Here is a 13,627-nt window from a genome sequence, read left to right as displayed (position 1 = left end):
TAGCGTTCGCGTTTGCAAACCAATTTTAAACCTTTGAAAACAATAATCAGGAAAATTTGGAGGCAATGGCGATCGGAAGAACGAGCCGTCATCGGAACGTCACTCGTGCAACCTTATTTTAAAATTTAATGGAGGTGAATCCCTCAACCCGAGGGAAATCATTGGACGGAATAATAGCCTTGAATTTATTTTTAGTAGCCGTATTTATAGGTCTGACAGCCTTTTTCGTTGGAGCCGAATTTGCAATTCTTAAAGTACGGATGTCCCGAATCGATCAATTGATCTCGGAAGGCAACAAAAAGGCAGTACTGGCCAAAAAAGTGGCGCACAACCTGGATTATTATCTGTCGGCATGTCAATTGGGGATCACCATCACGGCGCTGGTATTGGGAGCCTTGGGTGAACCTACTGTTGAGAAAATGCTGCATCCGCTCTTTGAGCGAATGGAAGTACCAGCGGCATTGTCTACCGTGCTTTCCTATGGTATTGCTCTGGCGATCATTACGTTCCTGCACGTGGTTATTGGTGAATTGGCACCGAAAACCCTGGCGATTCAGTTTGCAGAGAGAATGACGCTGTTGCTGGCACCACCACTGTATTGGTTCGGTAAAATCATGAATCCATTCATCTACGCGCTAAATGGAGCTGCTCGTCTGTTGCTTGGCATATTTGGTGTAAAACCTGCCGGGCATGATACCGTTCACTCCGAAGAAGAGCTGAAGCTGATTATGGCACAGAGCTACGAGAGTGGCGAGATCAACCAGACGGAGCTGGACTATCTCAAAAACATTTTTGCTTTTGATGAGCGTCTGCTTCAGGAGATTATGATTCCAAGAGATAAAATTGTTACTCTGAATAAGGAAATGCCGATTGATCAGATCATTGAGACGCTGAATCGACACGAATACACGAGATACCCTGTTATTGCGAATGGGGATCAGGCTCATTTTGTTGGCTTCATTAACACGAAAGAAATGCTGACGAGTGTAGCAGCAGGCAGAGACTTCAATATGGAGACATTTGTTCACAATACACCGAGTTTCTCCGAGCGTTCTCCAATCAAGGATGTACTGATCCAGATGCAGCAAAGCCGTGTACACATTGCAACCGTGAAAAACGAGGCAGGTGCTACGGTAGGTATGGTTACGATGGAGGATATCCTTGAAGAGATTGTCGGAGATATCAAGGATGAATACGAGCATAAAGATTTGGTGAATCCACCAAAAAGAATGAAACTGGTTTAAGAAGCATTAATACAAAAGTAATACAGGAATACGAAACAAGCTAATCAATCGTTATAACGCTAAGCAGGTTCCCGGAGTGATCGGGGCCTGCTTTTTGTATTAAATCTTAATTTTAAAATAAAAGCTTGCATAATGTGGTCCAATGGATTAATATAAATTTAAAGAATCTTAACTTAAAGATAAATAACAGAAACCAATAAATAAAAGAAGCAAAAACAACCTATGATACAACTAAAACCAAGGGAGTGGAGATTATGTTCAGAACTTCAGGAATTCATCATATTACAGCTTTTGTTGACGATGCGCAGAAAAACGTTGATTTTTATGCAGCTGTGTTGGCGCTCAGACTGGTGAAAAAAACAATAAACTTTGATGCACCGGACGTGTATCACTTGTATTACGGGAATGAGCAGGGTGCACCGGGCACAATCATTACCTTTTTCCCACAGCAGAATTCAAGAAGAGGTGTCATTGGGTCAGGTCAGACTGGAGTTACCGTATATGCGGTTCCTGTAGGAAGCCTGCCTTTCTGGAAAGAACGTCTTGCTTCCTTCGATATTCCATATGAAAATAAAACCAGATTTGGTGAGCAGTACATTCGTTTCTTCGACAAAGGAGGTCTGCTGCTTGAACTGGTTGAGCGTGAAGGCGGTCAGCCAAGCAACTGGAGTTTCAACGGTGTGACACCGGAGCATGCCATCAAAGGATTTGGCGGAGCCGTATTGTTCAGCCAAGTTCCTGAGAAAACCATGGACGTCTTGGTGAGCAAACTGGGTCTGGAGCAAGTCGGTGAAGAGAACGGACTCCTTCGTCTTCAGGCAAGCGGCGATATTGGTCAGATCATCGATATTCAGTCCACAGGTATCCAACGCGGGATTGGTGGAGCCGGAACGGTTCACCATATTGCATGGCGTGCCAAAGATTACGTGGAACATGAACAAATTCAGCAGGATCTTGAACAATCCGGATATCATCCAACGCCAGTCATTGACCGTCAATACTTCAACGCTGTGTATTTCCGGGAGCCGGGTGGTATACTGTTCGAACTGGCTACGGATCCTCCGGGATTTGCACGGGATGAACCAGCAGAGAGCATGGGTGAGAAACTGATGTTGCCTGAATGGTATGAACCACAGCGTGAGCAGATTGAACAATTGTTGCCACGAATTGAAGTACGTGAATGGAAAGGAGAGTCCAAATCATGACCACAACCAATACAATGAAACATATCTATAAAGCAGGTGCTCAGCCGGATGCGCCAACAATCCTGTTGCTTCACGGCACAGGCGGAACCGAGAACGATCTGGTGGGTCTGGCGGAGATGATCGCACCAGGAGCTGGCATACTTGGGGTGCGGGGTAATGTATCGGAAAACGGGATGCCACGTTTCTTCCGCCGTCTAGCCGAAGGCATTTTTGATGAAGAAGATCTGATTGCTCGTACGGCAGAGCTGGGATCTTTTGTAGATGCAGCTGCGGTGGAATACGATTTTGATCGGTCCAACGTGTATGCACTGGGTTACTCTAACGGTGCCAACATTGCGGCCAGCCTGATCTTCCATCAAGCAGATGTATTCAAAGGTGCAATTCTGCATCACCCGATGGTACCGCTGCGCGGACTCGAACTTCCGGATCTGAAAGGTCTGCCTGTGTTCATTGGTGCGGGCGAGAACGATCCGATTGTACCAAGACGTGAAACGGAGGAACTTGCTTCGCTACTGAGCGGTGCAGGTGCCGATGTAAACACGCATTGGGAGCGTCAAGGTCATCAGTTAACTCGTACCGAGGCAGAAGCAGCGGCAGCTTGGTTTAAGACTCAGGCGTAAATTGGGTGGATAGACGGTTATGAAACATATAGAAACAGCCTGATCGTGAAGATCGGGCTGTTTTTCCTTTTTATTTTGATCATCGTCAGGAAGAGGAAATGATTGACTGGTGTTATGTAACCGTTACTAACCGGGTAAACATTTGAATGTGTGGTAGATAACCTTGTATGCTTAGTGATATAGCTATGTATCAACATCATGAACTGGAGGGGTTAATGTGGAACGTAACATTAAGGAACTGGTACAGCAGATGACACTGGAAGAAAAAGCGGGTATGTGCTCGGGACTGGACTTTTGGCATCTGAAAGGGGTGGAGCGTCTTGGCATTCCATCCATCATGGTGACGGACGGACCTCATGGGCTGCGCAAGCAGGATGGGAGTGCAGATCATCTAGGACTGACGTCGAGCGTGCCTGCAACCTGTTTCCCTTCTGCGGCAGGATTGGCTAGTTCATGGGACAAGGAGCTGGCGCGTCAGGTCGGGGTGGCTTTGGGTGAGGAATGTCAGGCCGAGGATGTAGCGGTACTGCTTGGACCGGGTGTAAATATTAAACGATCCCCGCTGGGCGGACGTAATTTTGAATACTTTTCCGAAGATCCGTTGTTATCTACGCAGATGGCTACCGGTCATATTCAGGGTGTGCAGAGCCAAGGTGTGGGTACGTCTCTCAAACACTTTGCAGTTAATAATCAGGAAGAACGGCGTATGTCGATTGATGCGGTGGTGGATGAACGGACGCTGCGTGAGATTTATCTGGCGAGCTTCGAAGGTGCAGTGAAGGATGGACAGCCGTGGACGGTGATGTGTTCTTACAATAAGGTGAACGGTACGTATGCAGGTGAGAATGAATGGTTGCTTACGGATATCCTGAAAGACGAATGGGGTCACGAAGGTCTTGTGGTATCAGACTGGGGTGCGGTCAATGAACGTGCAGACGCTCTTGCAGCAGGACTGGAACTGGAGATGCCAACAAGCGGTGGAATCGGTGAGCGTAAAGTGATCGATGCCGTAGAAAGCGGACAACTGCCGCTGGACAAGCTGGATCGGGCGGTGGAGCGTCTGCTTACGCTGATCTTTAATGCCGTTGATCAAAAGCAAGATGGGGCTACATATAACAAGGATGAGCATCACCAACTTGCGCGTAAGGTGGCAGCCGAGAGTATGGTTTTGCTGAAAAATGAAGAAGGTATCCTGCCGCTTGGGCGTGAAGGCGATGTGGCGATAATCGGGGCATTTGCGCGTAAACCTCGCTTCCAGGGCGGGGGAAGTTCCCACATTAATCCGACCAAAGTGGATGATATGGTGGAAGAGATGACACAGGTGGCTGGCGAAAGTGTAACCTTCTCGTATGCCCCAGGTTATCGGATTGAAGCGGATGATGTGGATGAGACGTTAATGCATGAGGCTGTTCAGGCAGCACAGTCAGCGGATACCGCTGTTGTGTTTGTTGGATTGCCGGATCGTTATGAATCCGAAGGGTATGATCGTGCTCATTTGCGTCTGCCTGACAATCATATTCGTCTGATTGAAGAGATTGCAAAAGTACAATCACGTGTGGTTGTGGTGCTGAGCAACGGATCTCCAGTGGAGATGCCTTGGTTGCCGCAGGTGCAAGCGGTGCTTGAAGCTTATCTTGGTGGACAGGCCGTTGGTGGAGCGATAGCTGATCTGTTGTATGGAGAGGTGAATCCGTCCGGTAAACTGGCAGAGACATTCCCTGCCAAACTCAGCCATAATCCATCTTATCTGAATTTCCCGGGTGAAGGGGATCGAGTTGATTACCGGGAAGGTATCTTTGTTGGTTACCGCTATTATGATAAAAAAGAGCTGGAGCCACTGTTTCCGTTCGGTTATGGACTAAGTTATACGACATTTGAATATGCTGACCTGAAGGTAGATCGCACAGAATTGACCGATCAGGATGAGGTGAATGTGCAAGTAAGGGTCACCAATACCGGTGACAGAGCAGGCAAGGAGATTGTACAGTTGTATGTCAGCGATGTAGAGAGCACAGTTATTCGTCCTGTAAGAGAATTGAAAGGATTTGCGAAGGTGGCCCTTGAACCTGGAGAGTCCAAAGTGGTGAGCTTCACACTAAACAAACGTTCATTCGCCTATTACAACGTAGATATGAAGGACTGGCATGTGGAGACCGGAGAGTTCGAGATTCAAGTAGGCAGTTCCTCACGGGACATTCATGTGCACACACGTGTGAATGTAGAGTCTACAGCGACATTCCTTCCAACCTATACGCGTAATAGTACATTGGGTGATATCCAGCGTGATCCGGCCCATAAACAGCTACTGGACCAGGCTTTGCAACAATTCCAGGAAGCCAGTGGGTTCGGCGGTGATGATGCCGGGGATCATGCAGATATGATGGATGCGATGATGAAATATATGCCGCTGCGAGCACTGGTTGCGTTTAGCGGTGGGGCCATGACGGAAGAAGCGATGAATGAACTTCTGGAGCAGCTGAACAACAAGGATCATGGTATTAGGGGATAAGGGGCTGTGCTCTTAAACCGAGTATTCGTCCATCCTTGGATTAAGCGATTACGATTATGCGATACGTGCAGGAACTGCGCACGAAGCCATAAGAATGTGCATGAGGGCCAGCCGCATAGTGGCTAGGACAGTTACCCGATCCGATCATGGATCGGGTTTTCTTTTTGCATAAGGAAAAAGGAGGGTTAACGGGACGGTGGGATGGAGGATGACTCTAGCAACGTGACAGAGGTGACAGGACTGCTCTAACTTGCTGAAGCAACATGGTTGTCGTAAAGGATGGATTAATCTATAATGAAGTAATTGATAATCATTTTCAATTAGATTCGGTGATAGATGATTATGCACGTAATCAGGAGGGGAATATGAATCCTAACCCTAGCTTACATACATTTGGTTCAAGTGCGTTTGTTCGGACCCGTGATGGTCGCAAACTACATTATATGTCCAGGGGAACAGGAGAGCTGACGGTTGTATTTGAGTCCGGTATGGGCGCCTCCAGATCAAACTGGGGACTGGTTGCACCAGCCATTGCTGAGCATGCACGTGCAGTTGTGTATGACAGGGCAGGGGCGGGACGAAGTGATGTCGACTCAGCTCCCCGCAGCCTTGAACGCATTGCAGGGGATCTTGGAGAACTGCTGACAGCTCTGGGCCCGGGCCCATTCATTCTGGTTGGACATAGCTGGGGCGGTCCGATTGTACGGGCTGCGGCAGCTGCACATCTATCTCGATTACGTGGCATTATTCTGGTAGATCCATCAGACGAGCATTGCGAAATGTATTTTTCCAAGCTTACTAAAAAGAGCTTTGCCATCAATGGTTTCATTATTCCAATCATGGCGCGGACTGGCTTATATAAGATGCTTGGCAGCAAAGCTGGAAGTGTTCAGCCTGACGATGTGGCAGCGGATCACCTCAAGGAGGATTTCACTGTACGGGCAGCCAGCACGATGCTTGCAGAAGGCAAAACGTTTCTGGATGACATGGCAGGGCTCCTGGAACATCCTCCGGCTCTGGGTAATCTGGAAGTTAGCGTGATCTCGGGTACGAACCCCGGCAAGGGAGAGGGGAAAATCAGACCTGCCCTCATCACGGCGCATCGCCAGACGGTGAGCCAGCTATCCAATGCGAGATGGATTGGGGCCGATCAATCGGGACATATGGTTATGTATACAGACCCTCAGGTCATTATTGATGAGATTTTACGAATGATAAATGATGAGAGCTCAGGCGCAAGAACAGAACAAAAGTGATACAATACAAAGAAAAGCAGTGCGCGACATTGCTAGACCATAAAAGCGGAGTGTGGAGAACAACATGAAACCAGTTGAACAAGAACCAACGGGAACCACAAGTCCCGGTCGTGCCAGTGTTGGCATGGAAGATATCGTGCGCGCACATCATGTGCTGCGTGAGGTCATTGTAAGAACGCCGTTACAGCGGGATGCTGTATTGTCGGCCAAATATAACTGTAATGTGTATCTGAAAAGGGAAGACCTTCAAGTGGTGCGTTCGTTCAAAATTCGGGGCGCCTATAATATGATTCGCAGTCTGACACCAGCCGAGATGGAGAAGGGTATTGTCTGTGCAAGTGCGGGCAACCATGCTCAGGGTGTTGCTTTTAGCTGTAATGCCCTTGGAATTAACGGCAAAATCTTCATGCCGAGTACAACACCGAACCAGAAGGTGAAGCAGGTGCGTCGCTTTGGTGGAAACAACGTTGAAGTGGTGCTGATCGGGGATACGTATGACGATGCATACGCAGAAGCAATGCGTGCATGTGACGAACAGGGCATGACGTTTATCCATCCTTTTGATCAACCGAAGATTATTGCAGGTAATGGTACGGTAGCGATGGAAATCATGGAAAGTCTCGATGAGAATGCCGACTATGTATTCGTGACGATTGGTGGCGGAGGGCTGGCAGCCGGCGTGGGAACCTACATGAAGACCGTGAGTCCAGAGACACGCATCATTGGAGTTGAGCCACTTGGGGCAGCTTCCATGAGTGAAGCGATGTTCCGCAAACAGGTTGTGACGTTGGATGATATTGATAAATTCGTGGATGGTGCAGCGGTGAAACGGGTTGGCGATCTCACCTTTGATATCTGCAACAGTATACTTGATGACATTGTGAAAGTGCCAGAAGGCAAAGCCTGCACAACTATTCTGGAACTCTATAATGAAAATGCGATCGTTGTCGAGCCTGCCGGTTCCTTGGCTGTTGCGGCGCTTGAGCAATATCGTGAGCAAATCGTGGGCAAGACGGTGGTCTGTGTTATTAGTGGCGGGAACAACGATATCGACCGGATGCAGGAGATCAAGGAACGTTCCCTGATCTATGAAGGTCTGAAGTATTATTTCATGGTTAATTTCCCGCAGCGTGCAGGAGCTTTACGTGAATTCCTGGAGGAAGTTCTAGGGAAGAATGATGATATCACCCGGTTTGAATATACGAAAAAGCATGATAAGGAAAATGGCCCTGCCTTGGTGGGCATCGAGCTGATGTACAAGGAAGATTACCACCCGCTCATTGAACGCATGAACCGCAAAGGTATCGCCTATACCGAACTGAACAAAAATCTAAATCTGTTCAACATGTTAATCTGATGAAACATACCAGTATGCCGTCAGATCACCACGAAACATCTCCTCTGATCAGACCTGCACGCATAGAAGATGCTGATCAGGTTATTCCTTTGCTGTATCAGGCGATAGGAGACATTGCATACGCGCTTGCGGGTGAGGCGGATCATGAGAAGGCGATGCAGATTTTGCAGGAGTTCTATGTACAGGAAGACAACCGGATTAGCTATCGTCATGTGACAGTAATGGAGCAGGATAGGCTGATTGCGGGGATTCTGGTAGCCTATGATGGCGGAGAAGCAGATCGTCTGGACCAGCCGATTCTGGATCGACCTGGACGAAGCCGGGATGAGAAGTATGCTTTGGTTAAAGAAACCCGTCCGGGGGAGTATTATCTGGATACTCTCTCGGTAAGTGAAGCTTATCAGGGGCAGGGCATCGGCCGGGCACTGATGGCTGCTTTTGAGCAGCAGGGCAGAGATCAGGGTCACTCGCAGGTATCCTTGATTGTAGAACGGGACAACGGCCGTGCGCTAATGCTGTACGAACGGCAGGGATATGTCAAAGACGATGTGATTGTCATCGCAGGACATGAGTATAATCATATGGTCAAACCGATTCAATAGTGCAGGGAGCTCACGGATTAAGTCAGTTTTGATTATAGAAGCAAGAAGAAACCGCCACAGGAGAAAATCCTGTGGCGGTTTTTGTCGTGGTTATCTGTTAGGATTTAGCCCAAGTTTTGGCTTGAACCGGGTGTTAACCATGGAAGCGGATTAACTCAATAATTCGCGTAGTCGCTGACCGGCACATTCTGCTCCAGCCATTTCTCGACAGCAGTCGTTTTCTCGAATTTGGCTTCGGTTACGATGTCCATGAACTTTTCGAGTTTCGTCAGGAAGGCACTTTCTTCGGATGAGTTACGTTGTAAGACAGCTTTGTAACCTTTCTGGGCATTGGCTGTCATTTTGTTCGTTTCATAGTCAAATAAAGGCGTATTATTCAGGCCATAAAAGGTATACAAGGTATAGTTATTCATCAGGTTCTTCACCTGTTGTACCCGATTGGACTTCGGATATTCGTTCAGGAATCGTTCCTGATTCAAAGCGCGATTGAGTATCTCCTGATAGCCAACGACCAGTGCACCATCATCGGCGGCAAGGTTGCTGGTTTCAACTGCCATAATATTAATGTATTGTTTGATGTCTGGTTTCACGTACGAGATATATTTCTGAAAAGCCATATAATTCATGATCGGATAGAGGGAACCTTCCAGCATAACCAGGCGATAACCGCTATCCCGTGCCTGCTGGAGCAGCGCACGCAGACTGGTGTCGTTGGTGCGGCTCATCAGTTGGGTGAAGCTATCATTCCACTTGTAGGCTTTGATCATCTTGTCCTGAACATTAGGCACCAGTAGACGGTCCGTCATGGCTGTTAACGCCTTGTTGCGGGCATTCTCCAGCTGTAAGACCATCAGGGTTGCATGATAGATCGTAACTTGATCGATATGAGATTCGAGATAAATATCCGCGGCAGGCAAGCCGTTCTTTTTGTAGAGCATGGACTGAAATGTTTTATATATCGTTGTTGAACTGGCAGTTGTGACTTTGGTATCTGTACTGGAAGAAGCGGCAGCAGCGACTCCGGATAATGGAGCGACAGCCGTTTGGAGCAGCATGAGGATGGCGGTGGCTGTAATGAAGGTGCGCATGCCTTTACGTTTGGCAGATTGGAACGATGATGTCATAGATATGAACCTCCCGTAGTTGAGAAAATGATAGGTGTTGTTCACTAGTCACTATACATTAACCCAATTGGTGCAGGATGTGGTTGCGGAATGGTGACAAATTCTTCTGTTATTTTTAACTTTTGGAGGGTGGAAGATAGAGGAAGTTTTCTGAGAAAATATTTTTTGTACAACTGGAAACTTTTGAGCCGATCGGAACGTCTTAGTTGTGCATAGGAAAATACAGGAATTAATGAAAAGAACAGCGAATCTATTTCGATGTTAACTAAATGTGAGAATGGGGATATGGGATATGAGGAAAGCGGGAGGAAAACAAGTGAAGAAGGTAATGTCAGCGCTGGCTGTATCGGCCATGCTGATGTCCGCACTTCCAACGTCGGTTATGGATGCAGCCGCGAGAATCAGCATATACATCAATGATGCAGAGTTATCATCTGCTCAGGCACCTGTCATGAAAGGTGGACGCGTACTCGTTCCGCTTCGGTCGATTTTTGAAGGATTGGATGCGAAGGTACAATACACGAACAGAACCAAAACGATTGTTGCAACTCGCGATGATCAGGAAGTTACTTTGAAACTTGGTTCCAAAACGGCATACATCAACGGGGAAGCGATATCGCTGGATGTACCTGCAAACACGATTAAGGGCAACACGATGGTTCCGATTCGTTTTGTCAGTGAAGCTTTTGGAGAAAAAGTATTCTGGAACTCACGCAATCAGCGTGTAGATATCAAGACAACAGCAACACCTCCAGTAGATGAGACACAATATGCTGCATGGAACATCTATGGTTCGGTATCCGGAAGTAACGGAGATGGTCGTGACCTGACCGTGAGCTTCACACGTCCAACTTCAGAGAAGGCGGTATCTGCTTACCGGATTATGCTGGTGAAAACTCGCGATGTGAATAGCTTTACGGAGTCCTCAGCAACTGCCGTACCTTCTGCAAACTATACATCTGTTACACCGAATGGCAACAACCCGAAACTGACACTTAATGCACAGACGCGTGACGTAAACGGGGATTTGCTCAATAGTAATGAAACTTATCGTCTGTATGTACTGACTGTTGGTAACAGCAGCAATAATTATAAAAATGCATTGAACTGGTCTTCCCAAGCATTGAAGCTCAATAATGTGAAATCCACAGTACAGGCGGTTACAAGTCTGCGTGCCGCAGATATTAGTGACTATGGCGATGGCCGCGATCTGGAGATTAACTTCACGCAGCCGAGCACGACATCGAACATTACGTATTATCGTGCTTTTGTAGTCAAAGCGAAGGACTCTTCTGCGTTCAATCTGGCTGCAGCGAATAAAGTGTCCAGTGCAAACTCCACGATCATATACAAAGGAAACAGTACCACAGTGAAAAGCCAGCTGACTTCTTCGACACGGGATACGTCTGGCGAAATGATTAAAAGTGGCACAGCGTATGTGGTCTACATCTTGTCGGTAAGCACTAATACAACAACAGACAGCAAGCTGTCCGCAGCATCATCTTCACTTACGTTGTCCGTGAACACAGCAACGTCTCCAGTAATTACGCAGGTGAAGGATAACTCGGATTATGGAGATGGTCGTGACATTCAGGTGAGTTTCAACCGTTCATCAGATGAGTCCAAGGTGGCGAATTATCGCGTCTTTGTGGTGCGTAACTCGGTTGCCAGCAACTTTAATCTGACAACGGCGAGTAACCTGTCCTCCAGTCTGTACTATACGGTGAATAAAACAGGCAACAACATTACAACGACATTACCTTCATCCATGAAGGACACAAGTGGTTATAATGTAACGAATCTGCAAGATTATCGCATCTTTGTGATGGCGGTGGGCAATCAGCAAAATGGATACACCAATGCGCTGTCAGCTTCCTCCACAGCTCTGAGACTGACAACGACCGGTAACGCGGGAGTCATTAGCAACCTGGCTGTTGCGGATATTGGTGACAACGGTGATGGGCGTGATCTACGGGTGTCTTTCAACAAGGCCGCGGATGAGTCCAGAATCTCTGGATATCGAGTATACGTTGTTCGCTCCGGTAATGCGGGCAACTTCACACTAAGTGCAGCTAATGCGTCGAACTACTATACGCAGGTGAACAAAACGGGTGGTAACTTGTCCGTTACGCTTCCGAATGCATATGATACAAGCGGTTCCCTTATTTCCAATAACGTTTCCTATCGTGTATTCGTTATGTCAGTAAGCAATAGCGGAAACTCAAGTCAAAATGCGTTGTCTTCATATTCTTCTCAGATCACACTGACTGCGAACACGGCTGTTACCGCTCCGACCAGTGTGACTGCAACGGACATCGCGGATAACGGAGATGGACGTGATTTGCGTGTGACATTTAATCGATCATCGAATGAGACGAACGTGTATCATTACCGTGTATTTGTAGTCAAAACTTCCAACTTGAGTGGATTTGATTTGGCGGAAGCTAATCGGAACTCCAACTTTAAGGTGGTAAATAAAGCTGGAGGAAGCGGAAATTACACGGTGACTTTAGACGATACCAAGGCAACAGATAGTACAACTATTCGCAATGATGAGAACTATCGCATATTTGTACTTGCGGTAAGTAATACAGGTAATTCATCCAATGTGCTGTCAACGGCCTATGCAGATGTTAAATTGTCCGTAACTAGTGCAGTAGGAGCAGTTACAATTACTAACGTTGAAGTTAAGAAAGAAGAGCAAGCTGCAGGTAATGCTACCGATGTAAAAGTGACATATACAAAACCAGTCCCTGATCAAGCCATTGGACGTTATGTGTTAATGGTAGTACCTGCATCTACAACTTTCGATCTAAATGCGGCCAAAAAAACTGCGAAATCCAGCAATTCACTCGATGTTTCTACAAGTACAGTTACAGAACTTCCTATTTCTTTATCCGATAGTAATGGTGACGAGATCAAAGCTGGAACATACAAGGTTGTTATTTTATCCGAATCATCTGACGGTAAAAGGGAATCAAATATAACTACGTCGACTCCTTTCATAATTAAAGCAAAAAAACAGGCACCAACGACTGTTGATAGTGTAATAGATCTAAAAACAACTGTAAGTGCTTCTTCCATTAATATAAGTTTCACTAAGCCAAATGAAGTAGGCATCGCTCGTTACGATGTGTATATCATTAAAGAAGAGAGCAGCTCAGGAACTACTGGGAGAGTTTTAACAGATGTTAGTGTAGGTGGTACTTCTTCAGGGACAGCAATAGTGGATATTGGAAATTCCGCCAATGATTCAAATAATATGGCTTTTGGAGCGGGTAAATACAAAGTTTTGGTAGTCTCAGTGGTGAGTGAGCCGACGAAATATACATCTGTCAGTGCAGAAGGCACATTTGAGATTTTGCCAGCTTCTTCTGGCAATGGTCAGTGAACTGACAATACGGGCGCGGGAACTTCAGGTGGTAATGTCACTCAATCATCTGCTGCAGACCCCTCTACGCCAGGTTCATGAATCCAGATAGACAAATGCGGTTGAAACGCATACTGGGTAATTAATTTTTAGGAATTTAAAGCCATTAACTCCCTTTCCAACCGGAAAGGGAGTTTTTAATATTCCCGCGTAGACACCGCTTAACATCCTCGCGGCAATTCACTTGATAAAAAATTTGTCGCCAGAACGGTTCCTTAGACCAATGTTGCATTTGAACCAATTATTGGATAATAAAGGGAAGTTGGCTATATAGATTAAA

At 46.8% G+C, this 13,627-nt stretch carries 9 protein-coding genes; 8 read left to right on the top strand and 1 reads right to left on the bottom strand.

Features of this window, described 5'->3' with window-relative positions; genetic code table 11:
* Window positions 1–161 precede the first annotated feature (161 nt).
* The 7 genes from C170_RS02310 (at window position 162) to C170_RS02280 (ending at window position 8,793) form a co-directional block, all read left to right on the top strand.
* Window positions 162–1,244, top strand: coding sequence for a hemolysin family protein (locus C170_RS02310; protein WP_036606063.1), 1,083 nt, complete (start codon window positions 162–164; stop codon window positions 1,242–1,244).
* Window positions 1,245–1,498: 254 nt separating this feature from the next.
* Window positions 1,499–2,449, top strand: a complete 951-nt coding sequence (locus tag C170_RS02305) for a ring-cleaving dioxygenase (RefSeq protein ID WP_036606062.1) — start codon at window positions 1,499–1,501, stop codon at window positions 2,447–2,449.
* Window positions 2,450–2,463: 14 nt separating this feature from the next.
* Complete coding sequence (locus tag C170_RS02300; RefSeq protein ID WP_036606094.1) at window positions 2,464–3,069, top strand: alpha/beta hydrolase; 606 nt, start codon at window positions 2,464–2,466, stop codon at window positions 3,067–3,069.
* A gap of 217 nt (window positions 3,070–3,286) precedes the next feature.
* Entirely contained in the window at window positions 3,287–5,578 is a 2,292-nt protein-coding gene (locus tag C170_RS02295; RefSeq protein ID WP_036606061.1) for a beta-glucosidase family protein, read from the top strand.
* Between the two features lie 365 nt (window positions 5,579–5,943).
* Window positions 5,944–6,834 carry an alpha/beta fold hydrolase gene (locus C170_RS02290; protein WP_051446957.1) on the top strand — a complete coding sequence of 297 codons (891 nt, stop codon included), beginning with the start codon at window positions 5,944–5,946 and terminating at the stop codon, window positions 6,832–6,834.
* Window positions 6,835–6,898: 64 nt separating this feature from the next.
* Window positions 6,899–8,191 carry a threonine ammonia-lyase IlvA gene (gene ilvA / locus C170_RS02285; protein WP_036606060.1) on the top strand — a complete coding sequence of 431 codons (1,293 nt, stop codon included), beginning with the start codon at window positions 6,899–6,901 and terminating at the stop codon, window positions 8,189–8,191.
* On the top strand, window positions 8,191–8,793 hold the full coding sequence (locus C170_RS02280; RefSeq protein ID WP_235200702.1) for a GNAT family N-acetyltransferase: 603 nt from the start codon (window positions 8,191–8,193) through the stop codon (window positions 8,791–8,793). The genes ilvA and C170_RS02280 overlap by 1 nt, the downstream gene beginning before the upstream one ends.
* Before the next feature lie 155 nt (window positions 8,794–8,948).
* Here the strand turns inward: C170_RS02280 and C170_RS29905 are convergent, their stop codons facing one another.
* Window positions 8,949–9,917 carry a hypothetical protein gene (locus C170_RS29905; protein WP_051446954.1) on the bottom strand — a complete coding sequence of 323 codons (969 nt, stop codon included), beginning with the start codon at window positions 9,915–9,917 and terminating at the stop codon, window positions 8,949–8,951.
* Between the two features lie 316 nt (window positions 9,918–10,233).
* Here C170_RS29905 and C170_RS02270 point away from each other — a divergent pair, with 316 nt between their 5' ends.
* Window positions 10,234–13,308 carry a copper amine oxidase N-terminal domain-containing protein gene (locus tag C170_RS02270; RefSeq protein WP_036606091.1) on the top strand — a complete coding sequence of 1,025 codons (3,075 nt, stop codon included), beginning with the start codon at window positions 10,234–10,236 and terminating at the stop codon, window positions 13,306–13,308.
* Window positions 13,309–13,627: the final 319 nt, after the last annotated feature.

The organism is Paenibacillus sp. FSL H7-689, from assembly GCF_000517905.1.
In the GTDB taxonomy this organism is placed as follows: domain Bacteria; phylum Bacillota; class Bacilli; order Paenibacillales; family Paenibacillaceae; genus Paenibacillus; species Paenibacillus amylolyticus.
Note: the sequence above shows the minus strand (reverse complement) of the source record. Positions and strands in the feature narration are given on the sequence as shown.